We start from the raw sequence: 24,400 nt of genomic DNA on the forward strand, positions 1-24,400 counted from the left end.
GAGCGCCGCACAATCGCCTGCCGGCCGGCGAGGGCGAGCACGAAGATGACCAAAATCAGACGGATCGCGGCACGAGACCGCTGCTGGCCATGTGCCGGCGTAGCGTTGCGGACTGACGGTATTTTTTCCGAAGCGCGCGGCCGTTGGTGTTTCCTAATTTCGCTCTTTCACGTCACGCGTCTCTTTTCTAGCTTCCGCGCTAGCGTTCGTCGATGCATGCCGAGGCGCCGCGCCGTCTCCGAAATGTTGAAGTCGGTGTCGACAAGGGTCTCGTGGATGCGCTCCCATTCGAGGTTCTTTATGGAGGTGTGCCGTTCGGTGAGCGGGACTGATGCGTCCCCGTCGACCTTGCCGAAAGCAGCCTCTATGTCGTCCGTATTGGCGGGCTTCGCGAGATACTGGCAGGCGCCGAGCTTTATCGCCTCGACAGCCGTGGCGATGCTGGCGAAACCCGTCAGGACTACGATCCTCATCTCCGGGTCGTGTTCATGCAACGCCTTGACGCATTCGAGGCCGGAGCCGCCGGCAAGCTTGAGATCCACGACAGCATATCGAAACACAACCGTGCCGATGAGCGCCAGCACACCGTCGACACTCTGGCAGATATGCGTATCGTAGTCGCGCCGTTCGAAAGACCGGCGCAGCGCGTTTGCAAAGGCGATGTCGTCCTCGACGATCAACAGCGCGCGTCTAGTCGGCATTGTGGCCTCCTGGGGACAGAGCAGCCAGCGGCAGATGCAACGTGACCGAAGCTCCCCCCTCCGATCTGTTCCTGACGGCGACGCTGCCCCCCAGCTTGCGGATGACGTTGACGACAAGAAACAGGCCAAGCCCACTGCCGGGCCGATTCTTGGTCGAACTATAAGGCTTGCCGAATTCCGCAAGCATGGCTTTTTCAAATCCCGGGCCTGTGTCGACAACTTCGGCGACAAGACTGTCCTCGTGACGGCTGACGTTCAGCCCGACCCAATGAGGCGACGCTTCGAGTGCATTGTCCAGGACATTGAAGATCACCTGCTTGAGCGCCGGGTCGGACACGATCTGTTGGTTGGACCCGAAACTGTTCGTGTATTCGAAGCCTTGCGGCTGCCGCGTCGACCTCCACTCGGCCACCAGCTCCGCCAGGAAGGCATCCACGGAGGTGCGAACGGTTCCTTCGCCACGCAGTTCACCCGACGACATCAGGATTCCCGAAACGATCTTCTTGCAGCGATCCAGTTGGCCCTGCATCTCACGGATTTCCTGCGTCAGCTCCGGATCGGCCTTGAGGGTCGGCATGCGCTGCCAATCGTTGAGGATGACGGAAAGCGTGGCGAGCGGCGTGCCGAGTTCATGCGCGGCGCCCGAGGCGAGAAGGCCCATCCTGACGATATGATCCTCCTCCGCCGATTGTTGGCGCAAATCGGCCAGATGCGCGTCGCGGGTGCGAAGGTTGTGCTGGACCCTGGTGATGAAGAGCACCAGAAGCGTGGCCGCCAGGACGAAGCAGATGAACATGCCCTGGATGTGCAGGCTGAACAGCCCGGTACCGTGCGCATGCGGCAGGCTGATCTCCCGGTAGAAGCTGGTCAGCGCGACGAAGCACGCGCTGGTGATCAGAACCAGCGCCCATACCGACCAGGTCTCGAGCAGCACAGCGCCCAGAATGACCTGGAGCAAATAGAGGGAAATGAATGGGTTGGACGCGCCGCCGCTCAAATACAGCTGAACAGTCAATGCGGCGACATCGAGCAAGAGTCCGAGAAAGAGCTCCATGTTGGTGATGGCGTCCTGGCTGCTGTGCCGAAGCAGGCTGGCGATGTTGAGCGCGGTCAATAGCAGGATCACCACCGCCATAGGGGTTAGCGGCAGGCCAATGCCGAGCCCGTAGCGAACGAAGAGAATCGTCACGACCTGACCGCCGACCGCAATCCAGCGCAATTGAATCAGAAGCAGGAAATTCTGCTTGTTGGTTTTATCATGCAGGGTCATGCAGGTCCGTTCCGGTAGCCGACTCCAATCTAATGGCCAATCGGTCGATATGCTTGTCGGGATAACTCCAAGCTTCCGATCCGCCTTTGATCGAGCAGGGCGAGACAGCGCAAAGTCTTGGAACCCTCCGACTCAAGCAGCGGTCCGGTCCAGACGCTGGCTCAGCCTGAGGGCCAGCAGGGTACAGGCTGCCCCTGAGAGCAAATAGGCGCCCGATGAGATCAGTCCGAAATGGCTTGAGAGGAACAGGGCGACGATGGGCGCGAAGCCGGCGCCGAATAGCCAGGCGAGATCGGAGGTCAGCGCCGCGCCGGTATAACGGTAGGTCCTGGAAAAGTTCGATGCCACCGCGCCGGAAGACTGACCAAACGACAGGCCAAGCAGGATGAAGCCCAGCACCATGAAGACGGACTCTCCCACGAAGCCACCGTCGAGAAGCTGCGGGGCAAAGCCGCTGAACGCAGCGATGGCAATGGCCGATCCGCCCAGCAGGGGCCAGCGTCCAACCCGGTCGGCGACGAAGCCGGAGATCACGATTGCCGCAAGACCGAAGACGGCTCCGATCGTCTCGATGACCAGGAACCGTGCCGGCCCTTCGCGCGTGAACAGGAATATCCAGGACAGCGGGAATACCGTGACCATGTGGAACAGGGCAAAGCTAGCCAGCGGCGCGAAGGCGCCGAGCACGACGGTGCGGCCTTCCGCGCGCAGCGTCTCGGTCACCGAGGTCGGCTGCAGTTCGCGGCTCTCGAACAGCCTGGTGTATTCGGGCGTCACGACGATCCGCAATCGCGCGAACAGGGCGACGACATTTATGGCGAAAGCGACGAAGAACGGGTAGCGCCAGCCCCAGCTGAAAAAGTCTTCCGCCGACAGATTGCCAACGAAGAATGCAAACAGCGCGCTTGCGACGATCAGTCCGAGCGGAGCGCCGAGCTGCGGGATCATCGCGTACCAGCCGCGACGATTTCCCGGTGCGTTCAGCGCCAGCAGAGAGGCAAGCCCGTCCCAGGTGCCGCCAAGCGCCAGCCCTTGGCCGATGCGGAACAGCGCCAGCAGCCAGGGCGAAGCCGAGCCGATCTGCTCATGGCCCGGAAGAAAGGCGATTGCCACCGTCGAGGTGCCCAGCAGGAACAGAGCGATGGTCAGTTTGGCGCTGCGTCCATAGGCCCGGTCGACTGCCGTGAAGATGGTCGTGCCGAACGGCCGCGCGATGAAGGCGAGCGCGAAGATGGCAAACGAGTAAAGCGTGCCCGTTAGCGGATCCAGGTAGGGAAACACGAGTTTTGGAAAGACGATGACGGAAGCGATCGCATAGACGAAGAAATCGAAGAACTCCGATGTCCGTCCGATGATGACGCCGACCGCAATTTCGCCGGGGTTCACCTCATGATGGCGCGCGGTGATTCGTCTCGCGTCGGCCTCGATCTTCGAAGTTGGACTCACAGCGTTCTCCGTTGCCCGGGAGACGCGTCTGGCACCACATTCAGATGCGATCGCGTGCCATGTGCGCGGGCCAGATGCCTTGATGCCGGTTGGCGCATGATTGCGGCATTGGACAAATTGTCCAATGCCTTCATTGCGGCAGTGCAGCTAGCACTTGGGGGAACAACCGACAGGTCATCCATTGAGCCGTCTTCGCACCCTCGTCCTGCTGCCCCTGCTGGCATCGCTCGGTTCCTGCAGCATGGTGGTCATGAACCCGTCTGGCGACGTGGCCGCGCAGCAGCGCGACCTGTTGGTGGTATCTACGGCATTGATGCTGATCGTCATCATACCGGTGATGGCGCTCACCATATTCTTCGCCTGGCGCTATCGCCAGTCGAACCGCGAGGCGCGCTATGAGCCGGACTGGGACCATTCGACCCATCTCGAACTCGTCATATGGGCAGTGCCGCTGCTGATCATCATCTGTCTTGGCGCGGTAACCTGGATGGGTACGCATCTTCTGGACCCGTATCGGCCGATCGGCCGTGTCGCTGCCGGCCAGTCGCTCACGCTGGGCGCGCGTCCGCTTGAGGTCGAGGTCGTCGCCCTCGACTGGAAATGGCTGTTCATCTACCCGGAATACGGCGTCGCCACGATCAATGAACTCGCCGCACCGGTCGATCGACCGATCACCTTCCGCATCACCTCAGCATCGGTGATGAACTCCTTCTACGTCCCCGCTCTCGCCGGACAGATCTATGCGATGCCGGGCATGGAAACGAAGCTGCACGCCGTCATAAACAAATCCGGCGACTATGAGGGTTTCTCCGCCAACTACAGTGGCGCCGGCTTTTCCGGGATGCGCTTCGCGTTCCACGGGCTGAACGACGCTGACTTCCAGGCATGGGTTGCGAAGGCGAAAGACGGCGGCGGCAAGCTCGACCGAAGCAGCTATCTGGAGCTCGAGCGGCCCAGCGAGAACGAGCCGGCACGCCGCTACGCCTCCGTCCAGTCAGACCTGTACAAGGCGATCCTCAACATGTGCGTCGAGCCCGGCAAGATGTGCATGAGTGAGATGACGCAGATCGACGCCAAGGGCGGCCTTGGCCTGGCCGGCATCTACAACACCGTTCCGCTGCTGTACGACAAGTTCACTCGGCGCGGCACGGTCTTCGGCCCCGCACCATCCTATGTCGCCAGCATATGCACGACAGAGCAAGCGCTGGCGGCAGCCACGAACGCGGCGCAACCCGCCTTGCCGACAACCTTCACGCCAATCCTCGGCGCAGGTCTGCAACGGCCAACCCCCATGTCGATCCGACTGCCATCACGCTCCGCAACGGGCGCATTTCGGTCGCCATTCAACTCCTGAGGCGCCACGCAAGACATGTTCGACAATCCCGCACTTCTCAAGGCGATCTTCGGCCGCCTGACTCTCGAGTCGCTTCCGCTCCATGAGCCCATCGTCGTGGCAACCTTCGTTGTCGTCGCGCTGGGCGGCATCACCCTTGTCGGCGCGCTGAGCTTTTTCCGGCTCTGGGGCTATCTGTGGCGTGAATGGTTCACCAGTGTCGACCACAAGCGCATCGGCGTCATGTACATGGTGCTCGGTATCGTCATGCTGCTGCGCGGCTTCAGCGACGCCATCATGATGCGGCTTCAGCAGGCGATGGCCTTCGGCGGCTCCGAGGGCTACCTCAATTCCCATCACTACGACCAAATCTTCACCGCGCATGGCGTGATCATGATCTTCTTTGTGGCGATGCCGCTCGTCACCGGTCTGATGAATTTCGTCGTCCCGCTGCAGATCGGCGCGCGCGACGTGTCATTCCCTTTCCTCAACAATTTCAGCTTCTGGATGACCGCCGGCGGCGCGGTCATCGTCATGATGTCGCTGTTCGTCGGCGAGTTCGCGCGCACAGGCTGGCTGGCCTACCCGCCGCTTTCGGGCATCGGCTACAGCCCGGATGTCGGCGTCGACTACTATATATGGGCGCTGCAGGTGGCTGGTGTGGGAACGCTGCTATCGGGCGTCAATCTCGTCTGCACCATCGTCAAGATGCGCGCTCCCGGCATGACCATGATGCGGATGCCGATCTTCACCTGGACCGCGCTGTGCACCAACGTGCTCATCGTCGCCGCCTTTCCGGTGCTGACGGCGGTGCTGGCGCTGCTCTCCCTCGACCGCTATGTCGGCACCAACTTCTTCACGAACGATTTCGGCGGCAACCCGATGATGTACGTGAACCTGATCTGGATCTGGGGCCACCCGGAGGTCTACATCCTCATCCTGCCGGCATTCGGCATATTCTCCGAAGTGACCTCGACCTTCTGCGGCAAGCGCCTCTTCGGCTACACCTCGATGGTCTATGCGACCATCGTCATCACCATCCTGTCCTATCTCGTCTGGCTGCATCATTTCTTCACCATGGGGTCGGGCGCGAGCGTCAACTCGTTCTTCGGCATCACCACGATGATCATCTCGATCCCGACGGGCGCCAAGATATTCAACTGGCTGTTCACCATGTACCGCGGCCGTATCCGCTTCGAGCTGCCGATGATGTGGACGGTGGCCTTCATGCTGACCTTCACAGTCGGCGGCATGACCGGGGTGCTGCTGGCGGTGCCGCCGGCCGACTTCGTGCTCCACAACAGCCTGTTCCTGGTCGCGCATTTCCATAACGTCATCATCGGCGGCGTGCTGTTCGGCCTATTCGCCGGCATCAGCTACTGGTTCCCCAAGGCGTTCGGTTTCCGGCTGGATCCGTTCTGGGGGAAGATGTCGTTCTGGTTCTGGGTCGTCGGCTTCTGGTTCGCCTTCATGCCGCTCTACGTTCTCGGGCTGATGGGCGTGACGCGTCGGCTGCGTGTCTTCGACGATCCGTCGCTGCAGATCTGGTTCATCATCGCCGCATTCGGCGCCTTCCTGATCCTGCTCGGCATCGTGTCCTTCCTGATCCAGATATTCGTCAGCGTGCGGCGGCGCGAGCAACTGCGCGATGACACCGGCGATCCGTGGGACGGGCGCACGCTCGAATGGGCAACCTCATCGCCGCCGCCGGCGTATAATTTCGCCTTCACGCCCGTGATCCATGACGGCGACGCCTGGGCGGACATGAAGAAGCGCGGCTACCAGCGTCCCCTGACGGGCTTCCGCGACATTCACATGCCGCGAAACACCGGCGCCGGCGTCATCCTGGCGGGGTTGAGTGTGGTGCTTGCCGTGGCGCTCATCTGGTACATCTGGTGGCTGGCGATCGTCAGCTTCGTTGCCCTGATCGGCTACGCCATAGCGCACACCTTCAACTACGACCGCGACTTGCACATTGCGTCCGGCGACGTCACGCGCGTCGAGGACGAGCGGACGCGGCTGCTCGCGGCCAACACGCTGGCGGGGTGAACACGATGGACCTTGCGCATGATGTGAGCGACGACACGAACTTCCACCTGGAAGACGACCACGGGCATGCCGAGAGCGGCAGCAGCACCATGCTCGGCTTCTGGATCTATCTGATGAGCGACTGCCTCATCTTCGCGATGCTGTTCGCGGTCTACGGCGTTCTCGGCGGCAACTACGCGGCCGGGCCGGCGCCCAAGGACCTATTCGACCTGACGCTCGTGGCGCTCAACACCACCATGCTGCTCCTGTCTTCCATCACCTATGGCTTCGCCATGCTTGAGATGGTGAAAGGGCGCGTCGGGTCCATGCAGGCCTGGCTGGCTGTCACCGGCCTGTTCGGCCTCGCGTTTCTCGGCATCGAGCTCTACGAATTCGCGCATCTGATCCATGAAGGCGCGACGCCGCAGCGCAGCGGCTTCCTGTCGTCGTTCTTCACGCTGGTCGGGACGCACGGCCTGCACGTTACCTTCGGCCTGGTCTGGCTGGTGGTGCTGATGGTCCAGGTTTCCAGGCACGGGCTCATCGCTGCGAACCAACGGCGGCTGATGTGCCTGAGCATGTTCTGGCACTTCCTCGACGTCATCTGGATCGGCGTCTTCACCTTCGTCTATCTGATGGGAATGTTGCGATGAGCGCCGGACACCACGCCGACACCAAGGAACACGGGCATGCGGATCACGGCATCGATCATGGCACGCTGCGCGGCTATCTGACAGGCTTTGCCCTGTCGGTCGTGCTGACCGCTATCCCCTTCTGGCTGGTCATGAGCAACGCACTGGGCAATCAAATGGCGTCGGCGATCGCCATCATGGCTTTTGCCGTGGTGCAGATCGTCGTCCACATGGTGTTCTTCCTGCATATGAACACCCGCTCGGAGAGCGGTTGGACCATGATGGCGCTGATCTTCACCCTCATTCTGGTGGTCATCGCGCTGACCGGCTCGCTCTGGGTCATGTACCATTTGAACATCAACATGATGCCTGGCCACGACATGAGCCAGATGCCCTGAGAGCGTAGCCGGCTTTGCACGAAGAGGCGCAGACGCGGCCGCATTCCGGTCCCGGCGAGGGCCGGCGCGCACCGCGTTCGAAATGGGCACTGCTGTCGCTTTGCTTCGCCATCGGCGTGGCCGGGTTTTCAGCGCTTGGGATCTGGCAGCTGGAGCGCCGGGTCTGGAAGCTCGACCTGATCAACCGTGTCGACCAGCGTCTCAAGGCAGCACCCGTGGCCGCCCCGTGGCCTTCGGCCTGGCCGGCGATCAACGCCGGGGATGACGAGTATCGCCAGCTTGCCGTCTCGGGCAGGTTCGTCGATGGCCGAGAAACGCTGGTTCAGGCGGTGACCGACCTCGGCGGCGGCTTCTGGGTGATGGCGCCGTTCCGGACGGATGATGGCTTCACCGTGTTGGTGAACAGGGGTTTCGTGCCGCCGGACAAGCGTGATCCGGCAACGCGTCAGCGAGCCCGACCGTCAGGCGATCGCACCGTGGTTCACGGCCTGCTGCGTATGACTGAGCCAAAGGGCGGCTTCCTGCGTGCCAACGATGCGGCAGCCAACCGATGGTATTCGCAAGATGTCAAGGCGATCGCCGCAGCACTGGGCATCCCTCAGGCCGCCCCCTACTTCATTGATGCCGACGCCACACCCAATCCGGGCGGATGGCCTGTGGGCGGTCTGACAGTGATCGCATTCCACAACAACCATTTGGTCTATGCCGTGACGTGGTTTGGGCTGGCTTTGATTGTGCTGGGCGCCGCCGTTGTCTTTGTGCTGTTCCACGAAAAGGTCTGACAGGCGGCGCTAGCGCCTGTTGATCAAGATCGGCTTGGGTTGGCGCGCCTCTGAACCTGGATCGTCGCCTATCACAGCGGCGTTTCTTGACGCAGTATCATTCCGCGGCCGCGGCATTCATGGGGCAAGTGCGTACAGGACATTACGGGGTGCTAATGATTTCATGGCCCGAAGGGGCGAGGGTTCCCCTTCGGCTTTAAGGCGGTTGCGGGACCATACGGAACAATGCGGGAAGCCTTCTGATTCTGGCCCACGAAAAACCTAGTGAAATCAATATCCATAGGGCATCCTCCGGGCCTACCAATTTCATTTTTGGATAAGAGGGCGTTCAGCCCGACGCGGCGGAAAGAAGCAGGATGGGGCGTAGAGTCGACATTGCAAGAGGATGTCACTATATGGCGGTAGCTTCGACGGCGTGCCTATGGTTGCGCCCGCGGAGCAGCAGTAAATGTGCTACGTATTGTGATGCTATTGTGATATAAATCGGTTGTTGAAACCGGGAAAAAGCAAATAGAAACAATCACGTAGGGTCGCAAGCGATCCCAGCCAACGGTACCATTACCCTCAACAGTCAGAACGTGCTCCTTGAACCTTCCTTCTTCGCCTCTGTGGACCTTGGGCACGACCGGCTTGCCGGGCGGGGCCGACTCGGTTGGAATGGGAACATGCATCCTTTGCGAGATGCGGACGTTTATGATTACCAACCGGCATAGCCGCTAGGGAAGCAGCAGTATGAGTGAACATGCGATCGAGTTTTTGCAGGGGTGGATTGGCGAGAAGGTCCATTGCCAGCCCGTGCCGGCAGAGATCGACAAGCAGGCCGAGACCCTTGCCAGGGAATGTGCGGCCAAGGCTGCTGAGGCCGGCATACCCCTGGAGGATATCCAGGAAGAGGTCGGCGACATCCAGGAACTGATTGCGTCGCGTCTCGAAGAGGCGGCCGAGGCCGAAGAGCGCGAAGCGAATTCGAACAAACCCTGACGAGCCGCCCGGCCGCAGGGCGGGCAAGGCACCCATTTGCGGGCGCCTATCCCTTTGGGAATTTGGCCTGAAGCCAGGCCTTCGGGAGCGCCGGCACGAAATTTCCGTCGTGGCCGGTCATATCCTCATTGGCGACCAGCGCATTGAGGATCGCTTCCTCCACCCCCTGCACCACCGCGTCGAAGAATGGGTCGATATCGACGTCCGGTATGAAATCGGCGCGCGCGATCCGGCCTGACGGCGCCAGCGCGGCCTCCGGATTGGCGGTCGAGAAGGCGAGAAAAATGTCGCCCGAGCTGTGGTAACCGAAGCAGCGGCACCCGCCGCGCCAGCCGCTTCATCTGATGCGGCAGGAACGGCGCGTCGGTGGCGACGAGGGCGATGATCGAACCCTTCTCAGTGCGCGGCGTGCCTTCGCGGATCGCCGGGTCCGCGAGATCGAGCCCGGCCCGCAGGCCGCGAAGGGTGAAATTGCGCCGCTTGCCGAAATTCGCCTGCACGAACACGCCGACCGTGTAGCGGCTGTCCTACCATGCGACGACACGCGACGCCGTGCCGGACCCGGCCTTGAAGCCGAATGAGATCATGCCGGTGCCACCGCCGACGCTGCCTTCCTCGATCGCCCCGCCGGCAGCGGCATCGAGCGCGACTTCGACATGTTCGAAGCACAGATGATGGCCGTTGATGTCGTTGAGGAAGCCGTCATAGGTCTCGGCCGCCACCGGCAGGCCCCAGCCGCTGTCGAGTGCCGCCGGCAGCACTTGGCTCATCCAGCGCAGCGTGCCGTCGCGCGTAACACCGCAGGAATGGGTGTTGGTGATGGTTACAGGCAGGTTGAAAGCGCCGGTTTCCTCGATGATGTGCGACCCCGTCAGTTCGCCATTGCCGTTCTGGCTGAAGACGCCGGCGAACACCGGTGTGGCGAGTTCGCCGAGCGGCCGCGGCAGGATTGCGGTCACCCCCGTGCGCACTGGCCCCGTGCCGATTCTAAGCGGCCCGTCGCCTGAGATCAGCGTCGCGTAGCCAACCGAAACGCCTGATACGTCGGTGATGGCGTTGAAGGTGCCCGGCGCCCCATCGAACGGGATGCCGAAGGCGCGGGCGCGCGGCTTGCCTGATGGCGTCCGAAGATGCGGATCGTATCCGGTCATGCCGTCCTCTAAAAAAGCGATCCCTGATTGCCCGGTTCCTTCGGTTTGGCAGCGGCGGATTTGGCGGCCGGCTTGTCGATTGTCTTCGGCCGCGCCGTGCCGCTGGTCGCGATCGCATCCGCGTTGCCGTCGGCAAATTCCAGTGAGAGCGCTGCCCCCGGCGCCACCTCCGCTGCCAGCTTTATCACCGCGCCGTCGGCGCCCTTGACCAGCGCGAAGCCGCGCGCCAGCACCGCCTTGTGCGACAGCGTCGCCAGCAGCCGATCGGCTTGTGTCAATTTTCCACGGAGGCGGTCCAACTGTCTGGCAACCGCCTGATCCTGCCGCCGCGCCAGTCCGGCGAGCGCATCCACCTGCAATTTCTGCCGCCTGGCGATCGGCGCCGGCGACAGCCTCGTCACTGTCCGCGCAAAGCGCGCTCTGCGTTCGCGCACGATGGCGAAGAACGCCGCTTGCGCGCGGGCAAGGTCGCGGCCGGTCAGCGTGCGGGCCTCGTTCATGCGTCGGGACAACGTGGCCGGCGTCAGCCGCTGCCCGGCGAGCCTCGCGCGCTTGCGCTCGATGCTGACCGACAGCGCCCGGCTAAGCCGGCTCGTCGCCTCGTCGAAGCGCCGGCGCGGTAGCGCCAAAAGCTGGTCGGGCGAGGGGAGCGCCCGCGCCGCCGCACGCACCGCATGGCGCTTGCGCTCGAAATTGCGCGAGGCCGCCGCCTTGAGCCGCGCGCCGAGGCTGGCAAGCGTCGCCTCGAGATCGGCCTTGACCGGCACGGCGATCTCGGCGGCGCCCGTCGGAGTCGGCGCCCGCACATCCGCGGCGAGATCGATCAGCGTCCAGTCCGTCTCGTGGCCGACGGCGGAAATCACCGGAATGCGCGAGGCGGCAACGGCCCGCGCCAGGCCCTCGTCGTTGAAGCCCCAGAGGTCCTCGAGGCTGCCGCCGCCGCGCGCCACGATCAACAGGTCAGGCTGCGCAATCGTGCCATCCCATGCCAGCGCGTTGAAACCGTTGACGGCGGCGGTCACTTCCGCGCCGGCCGTCTCGCCCTGCACCCTGACCGGCCAGACCAGCACATGCAGCGGAAAGCGGTCCTTGATCCGGTGGATGATGTCGCGGATCACCGATCCCGTCGGCGAGGTGACGACGCCGATGGTGCGCGGCATGAACGGCAGCCGCCGTTTGCGGCTGGCATCGAACAGGCCTTCGGCCTGCAGCCGGCGCTTGCGTTCTTCCAGCAATGCCATCAGCGCGCCGGCGCCGGCGGGCTCGAGATTGTCGATGACGATCTGGTAGTTGGACTTGCCGGGATAGGTGGTCAGCTTGCCGGTGGCTATCACCTCCATCCCTTCCTCGGGACGGAATTTCAGCCGGCTCATTGTGCCCTTCCACACCACCGCGTCGAGCCGGGCGCGGTCGTCTTTCAGCGCGAAATAGGCATGGCCGGAAGAGTGCGGACCGCGATAGCCCGATATCTCGCCGCGCACCCGCACATTGCCGAAGACGTCCTCGACCGTACGCTTCAGCGCGCCTGAGATTTCGCTCACCGTGTACTCGGTGGCGTTGGTGCGTGATTCGGATGCGTCGCTCATGGCTCGATTGGGGAGCGGTTGTTGGCCTGCGTCAAGGCAGGGCATCAATCCTCGCTAATATTATAACGCGATCTTAAGGCCAATTTGCTTTGACTGGAGGCCACTGAAACGGCCAGGGACGCATGAGCGCACGCCCGAACAGCAGCCCATTGACGCACCAGGTCACGCTGACCGTGCTGATGCTCGCCGCCTTTGCGCTGGCGATGGTCGTCGGCTTTGGCATCTACGCCACCGCCCAAGCCGATCATGTCTCGCTCGAACGGCAGAAGATCTTCTTCGCCAATGGGCTGAAGGATCAGATCGCGGCGGTCGTGCGCGAACAGGAAAGCGTTACCATCTGGGACGATTCCGTGATCAACACCAAGGCCGGCAACCAGAGCTGGATAGAAGAGAATCTCAGTGTCTGGATGTATTCCTACTACGGTCACGATCGGGTCTACCTACTCGATGCCGCCAACCGTCCCGTCCATGTCATGCGGGAGGGCAAGGTGCTCGCCCCGTCCGTCTATAGCGAGGACGAGCCCGCCATCCAGCCCACCATCGAAAAGCTGCGCGCGATGATCGCCCAGCCGCCGAAGGACGATACGTCCGACGGGCCGGTCAAGCTGGCCGTCGAAGACCTTGTGTCGCTTGGGGGCAAGCCCGCCATCCTCAGCGTCATGCCGCTGGTGCCGAGCACGGACCGGCTCACCCAAGAGCCGGGCAGCGAGTATCTGCACGTGTCGGTGGAATTCATCAACGACGCGGTCATCGGCAGGATTGCCGAAAAGTACCTGCTGGCCAGCGCCCATCTGTTGCCCCTGTCGCAGCCGGCCGCCTCGGCAACCATTCCTCTGGTGGATTCGCGGGGTGTCATCCTTGGTTATATCGGCTGGGACCAGGAGCGCCCCGGTCTGACGCTGGTGCGCAAGACGGCTCCCGCTTTGATCGTTGGGCTGCTGCTCGCGGCAAGCGTGCTGGCATTTCTGCTGCGCCGCTTGCGCCGCGCCTCGTCTGCGCTGCAGACCAGCCAGGATGAGGCACAGTACCTCGCCTTCCACGATACGCTTACAGGCCTGCCCAACCGGGCCCTGTTCGAGGACCGGCTGCGGCGCGCCCTGCTCACGACCGGTCATGACATGGGAAGGGTGGCGCTGCTCTATATCGATCTCGACCGGTTCAAGCACATCAACGATACGCTCGGTCATCCGGCGGGCGACGAACTCGTACGCCAGACCGCGGCCAGGCTTCAGCACACGGTCCGTGAAGTCGACACCGTGGCGCGGCTGGGCGGTGACGAGTTCGCCCTGATCCTCATCGACATCCGCGATATCAGGGCTGCCGAGGACATCGCCGAGCGGCTGCAGCAGAAACTGCAGGAGCCGTTCAAGCTGATGGACGACCAGGTCTTCGTCAGCGCTAGCATCGGCATTTCGCTCTCGTCGGGTGCCGATGCCGATGCCGACGATCTGCTGCGCAAGGCCGACATCGCGCTTTACGAAGCCAAGAAGAACGGCCGCGGCCGGCATCAGGTGTTTGCCGGCGACATGGACGACCTCCTGCTGCGCAAGCGCAAGGTCGAGAGCGAGCTTCGCAAGGCGCTGAATGGCGGAACCGGCATCAAGCTGGCCTACCAGCCGGTCTTCGCGACCAACGGCAAGGCCATCCTCGGCGCGGAAGCGCTGATCCGCTGGGGGCATGAGGTCCACGGCGCATTGCCGGCCGCGCAATTCATCGCCATCGCCGAAGAACGCGGCATGATCGGCCAGCTCGGCGCATGGGTGCTGCTCGAAGCCTGCCGCTTTGCCGTGCGCACCGAACTGCCATGGCTCGCCGTCAACGTGTCGCCGCTGCAATTGCGCGACGCCGGCTTTCCCGAACAGGTTGCGTCGATCCTCGCCGAAACCGGCTTGGCGCCGACGCGCCTGCAACTCGAGATCACCGAAAGCGTGCTTTTGGAGAACAGCGACACGTCGAGGGCGACCCTTGCTGCCTTGCGGCAGTCGGGCGTCGGCATCGTGCTCGACGATTTCGGCACCGGCTATTCTTCGCTCGGCTACCTGCGCCGTCATGCCATCGACAAGCTCAAGATCGACCGCTCCTTCGTGCGGCTCCTCGACGGCGATGGGAATTCCGCGGCGATAGTCAAGGCGCTGATCGATCTCGCCATCGCGCTTGACGTCGAGGTCACCGCCGAGGGCGTCGAGACCGAGGCGCAAAAGACGCTGCTGGTCGCCATGGGCTGCCGGCAACTGCAAGGCTTTCTACTCTCGCCGCCGCTGGAGCCGGCCCAGTTGCTCGCCCTTTCGGGCCTGCCCTCAGAGGAAGACGACAGGCCGGCTGCCGCACGCGCTTGAAACCACCTACCAGCCTGGCAGGATCTGGTTGGGCTTGGTCCGCTTGATCTTGGTGAAGGCAAGCGCCGCGAAATCGAAGCTTCCCGTCTCTTCGCCGAGCGGCACGGAAATGTTGTCGAGGCTTTCCGAGATGTGGCGGGCAAGCGCATCGACGATTTCCGGCTGCGAGGTCTGGCCGCGCATGATGCCAATCCGGCAGTCGGGCAGGGTGCCGAAGCCATCGGCTTCGCCGAGCACGCGCATGCCCGGCCTCAGCGCGCATTCCGGCAGCACCGAAATCGCCAGCCCCGACAGCACCGCGGCGGTGATGACGGTGGCCGAGAAGCTGGTGAACAGGATGCGGTATTCGCGGGCCTGCCGGTCGAGCACATCGACGGCGGCGCGCCGCCAGATGCAATTCGGCCGGCCGAATGCCATCGGCAGGATCTCCTGCTCATGCGTCGCGTGGTTGGCCGACGTGACCCACAAAAGCGGCTCGCGCCGCACCACTTCCGATTGGCCACGCGTGTCATTGTGCGTCACCAGCGCCAGATCGAGATTGCCGCGCTTGATATGCTCGACCAGGCCCGGCGTTGGTTCGCAGATGACGGTCAGTTCGACGCGCGGGTTGGAGCGCGTGAAGCGCGCCATGATCTCGGGCAGGAAGCGGTCGGCATAGTCGTCCGGCGTGCCGATGCGGATGGTGCCTTCGAGCCGCCGGTCGTCGAAGGCGGCCAATGTTTCGCGGTTCAGATAAAGCAGCCGCCGCGCGTAGGAGAGCAGCTTGTCGCCTTCCTCCGTCAGTTTGTTGGTGCGCCCGTCCTTCTCGAACAGCGGCTTGCCGATCCGCTCCTCCAGCCGGCGCATCTGCATGGACACCGCCGACTGGGTCCGATGCACTTCTTCCGCCGCGCGGGTGAAGCTGCCGGTGTCGGCAATCGAGATGAAGGTCTGCAACTGATCGAGATCGAGCGGCGCTTTCATCGGGTCAATCCATCATTGATGTTGATGCTAAAGATTAGAAACATTCGTTGGATTAATCAATCGGGCCGTGGCAAATTCGCATTGTCCACATGAAGGCATGTGAATCGAGACCGGAACGGCGCTGTGCTCCAGCGCCGATCGGCCGGCTTCGTCTGTTCGAATCTGAAGGAGATCGACATGACCACGTATGATTTCGCCACCGAGACCTCGCGCATCACCACGCGTCCGGCCGTTGCGACGCGTGTGATCAATGCGGTCGCCAACGCCTACCAAGCCTGGAAAAACCGCCGCGCCTTCTATCGCCTCGGCGAGATGTCGGACGCCGAGCTTGCCGATATCGGCCTGACGCGCGGCGACCTGCACGTCGCCATCGACTTGCCGTTCGGCCGCGATCCGACCGCGAAGCTGCGTTCGATCGTGAGCGACCGGGCCGATACGATCGAGGATATCGCCCGCAAGGTGGCTTGATCGCGGTTGCTTGCTGTTTCGGTTGCCGGTGAACCTACTTGAGGTTCGGCGCGACCAACGTTTATCGCAGGCTTCCCACTCCCTGCCGGTTTCCCGCCGGCCTGCCTGCATCCTGCCCGGTCCGTCCAAGGACCGGGCTTTTCTTTAAGGAGTGCTGGTGGTCGAGTGATGCTGGCCTGACCTGAATCTCAACGCAGCTTAGGTTGGCGAGAGACCTTACCGCCGGTCCATGCCGCGCTTGAACTGGTCGAAGATCGATTCCATGCCCTTCTGATAGTCGTCGCGCTGCTGGGCGCCGGTCTCGAACATCTTGCCGAACAGATCGTCGAACGGGTTCCTCGGCCTGCCGCTCGGATTGGCCTGCGGCGGCTGTGCCTGGCGCGGTTGCGGCGCCTGTGGCGCGGGCTGGCCGCCCGGCATGCCGAAACCGCCGCCACCGCCTTGCCGCAGCATCTCCTCGAACATCTTGCCCAGCGGGTTGTCGCCGTACGGGCTCTCAGTCTGCTGCGGTTGCGATTGCCGATCCTGAGGCTGTTGCGCGGCGCCACCGAACATGTCCTGCAGCACTTTGCCGAGCGGGTTGTCCATCGGGCTCTGAGGTTGCGGCGCCTGGCGTTGCTGCGGCGCCTGCGCACCGCCGCCAGCCTGCCGCATCATCTGCTCGATGATCTCGCCGAGCGGATTGCCGCCGCCGCCAAAACCGCCTGCCGCTTGCATCTGGTTGGTGGTCTGCTTGAACAGTCCGCCCATCATCATCGAAGCCATCGCCGGCAGCATCTGCTGCAGCACCTGCTGGCTGAGGCCGGTCGCCTGCGCCGCCTGGCTGGCCACGGCGCGCGACAGGTCCTTGGAGCCGAACAGATGCCCCAGAATGCCGTTGCCTTCGTCAAGACCCTGCGGCGAGAAGGCCCTGGTGGCGTCCTCGAAATATTTGGCGTGCTGGCCGCTGGCCATCGCCGTCATGAAGTCGCCGAGCCCATAGGGGTCGGCGGTGTTGCGCCGCAGCCCTTGCGAAAAGGCCGGCAGCAGCGCCTCGACCGCCGACTGCGTCTGCTGCATTGAAAGCCCGAACTGCTGGGCAAGCGCCTGCATGCCGTTGCCGTTCTGGGCTTGCGCCAATATGTCGAACAAGGAAGGCATAGGTCTCTCCTCCGGAAATCCTCTTGGGAGAAACCTAACGCATCGGCCCGAAAATCGGAATCGATTTTCGGAAAGCACGATGCGTAGATTCAAAGTGCTAGAGCGTCCTTTGTGCGTCCGAGAGGACGCGCGGCGCTCTAGTTGTTTCCACCGCCGATTGAAGCGGCTTTTACGGCCGGGCCATGCCCCGCCGGCTCAATATGCGTATTCCATGAACACCGGCTCGATCGAGCCGCCCCAGCGCGTGTGGTAGGCCGAAAGCATTTCCTCGGCGCTGGTGGTGCCGCGCGCCACGACCTCGTCGAGGGTGTTGAGGAACGAGGTCTCGTCATAGCCGTCGCGGTTCTTCTTGCCGCGGTTCTTCAGTCCCATGCGCGAAATGACCAGCACGTCGCGGGCGATCTCGCGCAGCGTCGTGTTGCGGAAGGGCGCGGCAATGCCGTGCTCGGGCACCACATTGCGCATCGCCAGGACCTCCTTGTAGGTCCAGCTCGAGGTCAATGCCTCGGCCGCGTCGAGCGCCGCCTCGTCATAGAGTAGCCCGACCCAGAAGGCAGGCAGGGCGCAGATACGTCGCCACGGTCCGCCGTCGGCGCCGCGCATTTCGAGGAAGCGCTTCAGCCGGACGTCCGGGAACAGCGTCGACAGATGGTTCGCCCAGTCGCCCATCGTCGGCAGCCCGTCGGGCACCTCGTTGCGCGCCGCGCCTGCCATGAACTGGCGGAAGGTGACGTGCGTCATGTCGTGATAGTGGCCGTCGCGGATGACGAAATACATCGGTACGTCGAGCGCCCATTCGACATAGTCGGCGAAGCCGAAGTCGGGCGAGAAACAGAATTCGAGCAGGCCCGAGCGCTGGTTGTCGGTGTCGCGCCAGACGTCGCCGCGCCAGCTCTGCAATCCGTTCGGCCGGCTCTCGGTGAAGGGCGAGTTGGCGAACAGCGCCGTCGACAGCGGCTGCAGCTTGAGCGACACTTGCATCTTGCGGCGCATGTCGGCTTCGCTCTCGAAGTCGAGATTCACCTGGATCGTGCAGGTGCGGTACATCATGTCGAGGCCCTTCGAGCCGACCTTCGGCATGTAGCGCGTCATGATCTCGTAGCGCGACTTCGGCATTTTCGGCGTGTCGGGCAGCGACCATTTCGGGCTGCCACCAAGGCCGAGGAAGCGGATGCCCATGGGCTCGGCGATCTCGCGCACCTGCGCCAGATGCGCGTTGCCCTCGCGGCAGGTCTGGTGGATCGACTCCAGCGGCGCGCCGGACAGTTCGAACTGGCCGCCGGGCTCCAGCGAGATCGCGCCCTGACCGGTCGGTTCGACCAGACCAATGATACGGCCGTCATCGATGATCGGATCCCAGCCGAGCTTTTCCTGCATGCCTTCGAGGATGGCGCGGATACCGTGCTCGCCGCCATAAGGCACCGGCGCGTTGCCGTCGACATAGAAGGGGAATTTCTCGTGCTCGGTGCCGATGCGCCATTTGTCGCGTGGCTTGTTGCCTTCGGCCAGGTGCTCGACAAGTTCGTCGACGCCTTCGATCGGCCGGAAATCGGTTGTGTCGCGCGCCATAAAAGGCCCCTCCGGAAGCGGCGGAACAACCGCCGGCGCTAAATGGACGAAATGTCAGCAGCCGATCAAGCGAAAAATCCTGAGCCACGCCTCAACAGGATTTGATCACCAATCCCCAATCGTCGCCTGCATCACCGCGAGTGCCGCCACCGCCGCCGTGTCGGCTCGCAGGATGCGAGGCCCGAGCGGAATGGCGGTGACGAATGGCAGTGCCCGCAGCATCTTGCGCTCGTCATCGGAAAAGCCGCCTTCCGGCCCGACAAGCAGCCCGAGCTTCCTTTCCCTCAACCCTTGCAGCGCCGGCAGCGGATTGTTGGTCGAGGCATCCTCGTCGCAGAAGATCAGCCGCCGCTCTCTGTCCCAGCCGCCGAGCAGGCGTTCGAATTTCTCGGCCTCCCGCACCTCCGGCACCGCCAGTATGCCGCATTGCTCGGCCGCCTCGACGACATTGGCACGCAGCCGATCAATGGAGGGCTTTGCTACCTGCGTGTGCTGGGTGATGACCGGCTGCAGGATGCCGGCGCCCATCTCGACCGCCTTCTGCACCAGATAGTCGAGCCGTCCCTGCTTCAGCGGGGCGAAGCAGTAGACGAGATCGGGCAGCGGCGGCTGCGGCCGCTGCAGGGCGAGCACCTTGAGCCGCACCGCCTTCTTCGACTTTGCTCCGACGACCGCCGACCACTCGCCATCGCGGCCATTGAACAGCAGGATCTCGGCGCCTTCGCCGAGCCGCAGCACATGCATCAGGTAATGGCTTTGCTGCTGCCCGGCATCGAATTCGATGTCTGCTCCGAGATCGTCGGCCACGAACAGCCGCTGCATCTTGTAATTGACGCGCATCGCCGAGGAATGGGCGAGGCGAGGGTTGCCGTCAAGTATCGGCGGAAGGGTGCCAGACAGGCAAATAGCCTTGCCGCAGCACCGAAATGGTGGTCGCCGGCGTGACGAGGCCAAGCGTTCGGCTGGCCATCTTGTCGAGGTCCTTCGCATCGCCATAGCCCGCGAACGACCAGCGAAGCCCCTTGCCGCCGCGCAGGGCATAGGCAGAGGCGCCATCCGCGACCATCGTCCCGTCCGGAAGGCCGATAAGGTCCTCCAACTCGATGGACAGCGGCTTGCCGCCCGAGGCTAGCCGCTCATTGTGCAGCCGCTTGTCGACCTGAGGCGCGCGCGGCTCGGCGATACCGAAAGCGTCGCCGAAGCGTTCGACGAAATCCTTTGCCCTCTCGCGCTGGCAGAAGAAGCAGGGCCGATGCCCGGCGGCGAGCGCCGTCACCTCGTCGAGGAAGAACAGTTCGGTCCAGCCTAGCTTGCCACCCGGCCGGTTGCGGCCCATCGGTTCGCGCCGCGCATTGCGGAATTGGCAGACGCAGATGATCCAGGCCGGCAAGGCCCAGCGTTTCTTGAGCAGCGTCTTCGTATCGGGGTCATGGATGATGCCGCGATTGCCGGTGAACATCCCGCGTTCGGGCACGGCGTGGATGGCGCCGAACGGATCGACCCGGTTCTGCAGTGGCATAGCTTACTCCCCGAATGCGCATCTTGGCTGCAATGCTGGCGCCATGATATCGCTCGTTGCATCGTTTTCATGTCAGCAGGTTTTCGATGCGGGTCCTGGTCGTCCAGAATTTCGACAATGAGGGACTTGGCCAGATTGGTGCGGCTCTTGTCGAGGCGGGCGCCCATATCGACTTGCGCCGGCCGTATCAAGGCGACCCGTTGCCGGACGATGCGGCAGAGCACGATGCGATGGTGGTGCTCGGCGGCGCCCAGAACGCGCTCGACGACGAGAATTGCCCGTATTTCCCCGGCCTGCTCGACCTGACGCGCGACTTTGCCGACAAGGACCGCTCGGTGCTCGGCATATGTCTCGGCAGCCAGCTGCTGGCGCGTGCCTTTGGCGGCGAGAACCAGATCGGCGGCGCCACCGAATTCGGCTGGCACAGGGTGTCGTTGACGCCTGAGGCGAAGACGGATCCGGTGCTTGCGGCACTTCCCGAAAAATTCCCGATCTTCGAATGGCACGACGACACCTTCGTCCTGCCGGACAATGCCGTGCGGCTGGCCGGCAGCGCCATTGCCGAGAACCAGGCGTTCCGCATCGGCCGCGCCGTCTACGGCTTCCAGTTCCATTTCGAGGCGGACCGCCCGATGGTGCGCGACTGGAGCACGTCCTTCGCTTCGCTCATTGCCGAGCGGCATCCCGACTGGCACGACCGGCTCGACGGCGAAATGGCCCGCAACGGGCCGGATGCCGATGCCGCCGGCCTTGCAATTGCCCGCGCCTGGGTAGCGACGATCTGAGCACCCAATGCTCGGCGCAGCCGCTGTGCTGCGTGACATATTTGGCACGCGGCGCCGGATCCATCTGGGGAAAACCCCTTTCATCCTTGGTCTGTGGCCGGCCGCCAGCCTAGAAGGCGCGCTCTGCATCTTCCATGCAACCGCGATGAACCTTTCGTGTGACCCGCGCGACACATGGCCGATACAGAATCGGCCTAGAAGCGCGAAATCGTCGAAACTTTGAGACGAATTTTTCGTTTCAACGCATTGGTAACCGCCTCGTGCACAGATGCAGCGAGCTCAACAAGAGATGACGTCCGTGAAAGCAGCACTTCTCTCCTTTGTCATGCTGTCTGCCATCGTGCTGTGCGGTCTCGGCATCTATTCGGCCGATGCAGCCAACAACCATCAGGCCGTCGACGGCTACGGCGTCACCGCCGCCCTCCGCTAAAACCCTTCGCCTTCGCCAGTCACCGTCAGGATACGCTTGTCCGCGCCGTCAATGGCGAGCGCGGTGAGTTTGCCTGAATGCCAGGCGAGCGTGTCGACATTGACGCGGTTGGCCATCACTTCGGCTTCCGGCACCGGCGTATGGCCATGCACCACGATCTTCTCGTAGAGGCCGGGATGGTCGTGGAAGATTTCGCGGATCCAGATCAGGTCCTGTGGGCTCTGCTGCTCGAGTGGAATGCCCGGCCTGATACCGGCATGGCAGAAGAAGAAATCGCCGAACGTCACTGAAAACGCCAGCGACTGCAGGAAGTCGATATGGCTCTGCGGAACGGCCTCGACCAGTGCCGCATGTCCCCGTCGCACCGACTCCGCCTTCCCGAACCAGCTGGCGTCGGCGGTCAGCGACACGCCATAGGACTGCGCCGTCTGCACCCCGCCAAAGCGCATGAACAGCCCGTCCGGGTCGGGGGTGTCGAGAAAATCGAGGAAGCCGATGTCGTGATTGCCGGCCAGCATCAGGTGGCGCGGATCACGTTTGCGGGCTTCGATCAGGAAATCGATGACGCCCCTGGAGTCCGGTCCGCGGTCGGCATAGTCGCCGAGATGGATGACGCGCCAGTCGTCGGTTGGCTTATGTTCGATCTCGCTTTCGATCCGGCGATGCATGGCGCTGAGCAGGTCGAGCCGGCCATGCACGTCGCCGATCGCGTAGAGCCGCATGCCTTGCGGTCCGCGCGCGTCGAGAAAGTGGATGCCGGGCCGGGTCAATGCTTGTTCGTCTCCACGACGGAACCGTCACGGGAGACGCTAGGGCCAAACAGTGAACAAGCCCCTAGCGCCGAAGCTGATCCTTGCCCATGTCGGTCACCAGGCGCTTGCCGCAAAGCGCCAGTGTTATGTCCATCTCCTTGCGGATGATTTCCAGCGCCATGGTGACCCCTTCCTTGCCCATCGCGCCGAGGCCATAGAGGAAGGGGCGGCCGATATAGGTGCCCTTGGCGCCGAGGCACAGCGCCTTCAGCACGTCCTGGCCTGAGCGGATGCCGCCATCCATATGCACCTCGATTTGGTCACCGACCGCGTCGGCGATCTCCTCCAGCACACTGATCGACGACGACGCGCCGTCGAGCTGGCGCCCGCCATGGTTGGAAACGACGATGGCGTCGGCGCCGGTCTTGGCCGCCATCAGCGCGTCCTCCTTGTCGAGGATGCCTTTCAGAATCAGCTTGCCGCCCCAGCGTTCCTTGATCCAGGCCACGTCCTTCCACGAGAGCTGCGGGTCGAACTGCTCCGTCGTCCACGATGCCAGCGAGGCGACGTCGCCGACGCCCTTGGCGTGGCCAACGATGTTGCGGAAGGTCCGGCGCTTGGTGCCGGCCATGCCCATCCACCAGCGCGGGCGCATCGCGATGTCGGCAATGTTGGCCAGCGTCATCTTGGGCGGCGCCGAAAGCCCGTTGCGGACATCCTTGTGGCGCTGGCCGAGAATCTGCAGGTCGAGCGTCAGCACCAGGGCGGAGCATTTCGCCGCCTTCGCCCGGTCGATCAGGTTCAGCACGAAATCCTTGTCGCGCAGCACATAGAGCTGGAACCAGAACGGCTTCTTCGTCACCGAAGCGACATCCTCGATCGAGCAAATGCTCATCGTCGACAGCGTGAACGGCACGCCGAACTCCTCCGCCGCCTGCGCCGCCAGCATCTCGCCATCGGCATGCTGCATACCGGTCAGGCCGGTTGGCGCCAATGCCACCGGCATCGCTACCTTCTCGCCGATCATGGTCGATTCCAGCGAGCGGTTGCTCATGTCGACCAGCACGCGCTGGCGGAACTTGATCTTGCCGAAATCCTCTTCGTTGGCGCGGTAGGTGCTCTCCGTCCAGGCGCCGGAATCGGCATAGTCGAAAAACATCTTCGGCACGCGGCGGCGCGCGAGATCCTTGAGATCGGCGATGGTGAGAATGCTGCTCATGGTTTTTCCGCGGGTTCACTAATTCGTTGTCTTGGCGCGCCGTCGCCGGCTTCGGAACGCTGCCTGAGCCGAAGCCGCGACACACGCCGCCAGTCGCCGCTGCGCTCGGCCTCGAGCATCGAGCGCTCGACATAGGAGATGTGGTCCATCGCCGCCTGCCGGGCGGCCGCCGGATCGCCCGCCTTGATCGCGGTGTAGATCGCCCTGTGCTGCGCAAGCAGCGCCTCGCGCGCGCCGGTCACGGTGAACACCAAGAGCCGGTTCTGGAACACGCCTTCCGACAAGAGCCGGTAGCAGGAGCGTAGCGTGTGCAGGAGGATCATGTTGTGCGCGCATTCGCAGACCGCATGATGGAACTCGATGTCGATTCCCGCCTCGTCGTCGAAGTCGCCGGTGCGGTGCGCCTCGTCCATGCGCGCCATGATGCGATCGAGCAGCGCAAGGTCGTCTGATGTGGCGCGCCGCGCCGCATATTCGGCGGCGATGGCCTCGATCTCGCGGCGGTACTCCAGATAGTCGGTCACCGCCTTGCGATGCATGGAGATCAGGTCGGTCACCGGCTTGGTGAACAGCTGGCCGATGACGTCGGCGACATGGGTGCCGCCGCCCGGCCGTGTCGTCAGCAGGCCGCGCCCCTCGAGGGATTTCAGCGCGTCGCGCAGGATCGGCCGCGACACCTCGAACTGGCGCGCCAGCTCGCGCTCGCCGGGCAGCCGGTCGCCGGTGCGCAGCACGCCTTCGAGGATCAGGCTCTCGATCTGCTGCACCACCTCGTCGGCGGTGCGCGAATGCTCGATCCTGGAGAAAATGTCGCTCAAAGGGGCGCCTGGGAAATCTTGCCGGTGTCGCGCAGATTAAAGCCAGTGTCGCCAACTGGTCAAATTAATTATCCAATTCGTACGATCTGCCCG

At 63.3% G+C, this 24,400-nt stretch carries 22 protein-coding genes and 1 pseudogene; 10 read left to right on the top strand and 13 right to left on the bottom strand.

The window, feature by feature from the left end; translation table 11 throughout:
- Positions 1 to 167: 167 nt before the first annotated feature.
- The 3 genes from AC04SI_RS17755 to AC04SI_RS17765 form a co-directional block, all read right to left on the bottom strand.
- Positions 168 to 701 carry a response regulator transcription factor gene (locus AC04SI_RS17755; RefSeq protein WP_404281175.1) on the bottom strand — a complete coding sequence of 178 codons (534 nt, stop codon included), beginning with the start codon at positions 699 to 701 and terminating at the stop codon, positions 168 to 170.
- Complete coding sequence (locus tag AC04SI_RS17760; RefSeq protein WP_404281177.1) at positions 691 to 1,971, bottom strand: ATP-binding protein; 1,281 nt, start codon at positions 1,969 to 1,971, stop codon at positions 691 to 693. Before AC04SI_RS17760 ends, AC04SI_RS17755 begins: the two co-directional genes overlap by 11 nt.
- Before the next feature lie 132 nt (positions 1,972 to 2,103).
- Positions 2,104 to 3,417, bottom strand: coding sequence for an MFS transporter (locus tag AC04SI_RS17765; RefSeq protein WP_488474579.1), 1,314 nt, complete (start codon positions 3,415 to 3,417; stop codon positions 2,104 to 2,106).
- A gap of 181 nt (positions 3,418 to 3,598) precedes the next feature.
- Here AC04SI_RS17765 and cyoA point away from each other — a divergent pair, with 181 nt between their 5' ends.
- The 6 genes from cyoA to AC04SI_RS17795 all read left to right on the top strand — a co-directional run bounded on the left by cyoA (position 3,599) and on the right by AC04SI_RS17795 (position 9,571).
- The gene (gene cyoA, locus AC04SI_RS17770) at positions 3,599 to 4,771 is read left to right on the top strand and encodes a ubiquinol oxidase subunit II (RefSeq protein WP_404281181.1); all 1,173 of its coding nucleotides are present in this window, start codon (positions 3,599 to 3,601) and stop codon (positions 4,769 to 4,771) included.
- Between the two features lie 15 nt (positions 4,772 to 4,786).
- Positions 4,787 to 6,799 (top strand): cytochrome o ubiquinol oxidase subunit I, encoded by a 2,013-nt coding sequence (cyoB, locus tag AC04SI_RS17775; RefSeq protein ID WP_404281183.1) that lies wholly within the window; start codon positions 4,787 to 4,789, stop codon positions 6,797 to 6,799.
- A gap of 5 nt (positions 6,800 to 6,804) precedes the next feature.
- Positions 6,805 to 7,431 (top strand): cytochrome o ubiquinol oxidase subunit III, encoded by a 627-nt coding sequence (gene cyoC, locus AC04SI_RS17780; RefSeq protein ID WP_404281185.1) that lies wholly within the window; start codon positions 6,805 to 6,807, stop codon positions 7,429 to 7,431.
- The gene (gene cyoD / locus AC04SI_RS17785; RefSeq protein WP_404281186.1) at positions 7,428 to 7,808 is read left to right on the top strand and encodes a cytochrome o ubiquinol oxidase subunit IV; all 381 of its coding nucleotides are present in this window, start codon (positions 7,428 to 7,430) and stop codon (positions 7,806 to 7,808) included. Before cyoC ends, cyoD begins: the two co-directional genes overlap by 4 nt.
- An 89-nt stretch (positions 7,809 to 7,897) precedes the next feature.
- A complete protein-coding gene (locus tag AC04SI_RS17790; protein ID WP_488474589.1) occupies positions 7,898 to 8,590 on the top strand; it encodes an SURF1 family protein in 693 nt (230 codons plus the stop codon).
- Positions 8,591 to 9,322: 732 nt separating this feature from the next.
- Entirely contained in the window at positions 9,323 to 9,571 is a 249-nt protein-coding gene (locus AC04SI_RS17795) for a DUF768 domain-containing protein (protein WP_192179824.1), read from the top strand.
- Between the two features lie 46 nt (positions 9,572 to 9,617).
- On the opposite strand, the pseudogene AC04SI_RS17800 reads toward AC04SI_RS17795, so the two are convergent.
- A pseudogene (locus AC04SI_RS17800) lies at positions 9,618 to 10,722 on the bottom strand (DmpA family aminopeptidase).
- 8 nt (positions 10,723 to 10,730) lie between these two features.
- The gene (xseA, locus tag AC04SI_RS17805) at positions 10,731 to 12,308 is read right to left on the bottom strand and encodes an exodeoxyribonuclease VII large subunit (RefSeq protein ID WP_488474580.1); all 1,578 of its coding nucleotides are present in this window, start codon (positions 12,306 to 12,308) and stop codon (positions 10,731 to 10,733) included.
- A 122-nt stretch (positions 12,309 to 12,430) separates the two neighbouring features.
- Here xseA and AC04SI_RS17810 point away from each other — a divergent pair, with 122 nt between their 5' ends.
- Complete coding sequence (locus AC04SI_RS17810) at positions 12,431 to 14,644, top strand: bifunctional diguanylate cyclase/phosphodiesterase (RefSeq protein ID WP_404281192.1); 2,214 nt, start codon at positions 12,431 to 12,433, stop codon at positions 14,642 to 14,644.
- Positions 14,645 to 14,650: 6 nt separating this feature from the next.
- On the opposite strand, the gene AC04SI_RS17815 is transcribed toward AC04SI_RS17810, so the two are convergent.
- Positions 14,651 to 15,607, bottom strand: a complete 957-nt coding sequence (locus tag AC04SI_RS17815; protein WP_065518175.1) for a LysR substrate-binding domain-containing protein — start codon at positions 15,605 to 15,607, stop codon at positions 14,651 to 14,653.
- A 177-nt stretch (positions 15,608 to 15,784) separates the two neighbouring features.
- On the opposite strand from AC04SI_RS17815, the gene AC04SI_RS17820 reads away from it, so the two are divergent.
- The gene (locus tag AC04SI_RS17820; protein ID WP_404281194.1) at positions 15,785 to 16,075 is read left to right on the top strand and encodes a DUF1127 domain-containing protein; all 291 of its coding nucleotides are present in this window, start codon (positions 15,785 to 15,787) and stop codon (positions 16,073 to 16,075) included.
- Positions 16,076 to 16,291: 216 nt separating this feature from the next.
- Here the strand turns inward: AC04SI_RS17820 and AC04SI_RS17825 are convergent, their stop codons facing one another.
- The 4 genes from AC04SI_RS17825 to AC04SI_RS17840 form a co-directional block, all read right to left on the bottom strand.
- Positions 16,292 to 17,215 carry a DUF937 domain-containing protein gene (locus AC04SI_RS17825; RefSeq protein ID WP_404281196.1) on the bottom strand — a complete coding sequence of 308 codons (924 nt, stop codon included), beginning with the start codon at positions 17,213 to 17,215 and terminating at the stop codon, positions 16,292 to 16,294.
- Positions 17,216 to 17,410: 195 nt separating this feature from the next.
- Positions 17,411 to 18,784: a glutamate--cysteine ligase gene (locus AC04SI_RS17830; RefSeq protein ID WP_488474581.1), complete on the bottom strand. Its 1,374-nt coding sequence runs from the start codon at positions 18,782 to 18,784 to the stop codon at positions 17,411 to 17,413.
- Positions 18,785 to 18,889: 105 nt separating this feature from the next.
- Entirely contained in the window at positions 18,890 to 19,624 is a 735-nt protein-coding gene (locus tag AC04SI_RS17835) for a 16S rRNA (uracil(1498)-N(3))-methyltransferase (RefSeq protein WP_404281200.1), read from the bottom strand.
- Positions 19,625 to 19,655: 31 nt separating this feature from the next.
- Positions 19,656 to 20,303 (bottom strand): hypothetical protein, encoded by a 648-nt coding sequence (locus tag AC04SI_RS17840; protein ID WP_404281202.1) that lies wholly within the window; start codon positions 20,301 to 20,303, stop codon positions 19,656 to 19,658.
- Positions 20,304 to 20,389: 86 nt separating this feature from the next.
- On the opposite strand from AC04SI_RS17840, the gene AC04SI_RS17845 reads away from it, so the two are divergent.
- Positions 20,390 to 21,088 carry a type 1 glutamine amidotransferase gene (locus tag AC04SI_RS17845; RefSeq protein WP_404281203.1) on the top strand — a complete coding sequence of 233 codons (699 nt, stop codon included), beginning with the start codon at positions 20,390 to 20,392 and terminating at the stop codon, positions 21,086 to 21,088.
- Positions 21,089 to 21,386: 298 nt separating this feature from the next.
- Entirely contained in the window at positions 21,387 to 21,518 is a 132-nt protein-coding gene (locus tag AC04SI_RS17850; RefSeq protein ID WP_280110155.1) for a hypothetical protein, read from the top strand.
- Here the strand turns inward: AC04SI_RS17850 and AC04SI_RS17855 are convergent.
- The 3 genes from AC04SI_RS17855 to AC04SI_RS17865 form a co-directional block, all read right to left on the bottom strand.
- Positions 21,515 to 22,288: a metallophosphoesterase gene (locus tag AC04SI_RS17855; protein WP_404281205.1), complete on the bottom strand. Its 774-nt coding sequence runs from the start codon at positions 22,286 to 22,288 to the stop codon at positions 21,515 to 21,517. The genes AC04SI_RS17850 and AC04SI_RS17855 overlap by 4 nt on opposite strands.
- A gap of 64 nt (positions 22,289 to 22,352) precedes the next feature.
- Positions 22,353 to 23,489 carry an alpha-hydroxy acid oxidase gene (locus AC04SI_RS17860; protein ID WP_192179814.1) on the bottom strand — a complete coding sequence of 379 codons (1,137 nt, stop codon included), beginning with the start codon at positions 23,487 to 23,489 and terminating at the stop codon, positions 22,353 to 22,355.
- On the bottom strand, positions 23,486 to 24,307 hold the full coding sequence (locus AC04SI_RS17865; RefSeq protein ID WP_404281207.1) for an FCD domain-containing protein: 822 nt from the start codon (positions 24,305 to 24,307) through the stop codon (positions 23,486 to 23,488). Before AC04SI_RS17865 ends, AC04SI_RS17860 begins: the two co-directional genes overlap by 4 nt.
- Positions 24,308 to 24,400: the final 93 nt, after the last annotated feature.

This window comes from Mesorhizobium sp. CNPSo 4689, assembly GCF_057784325.1.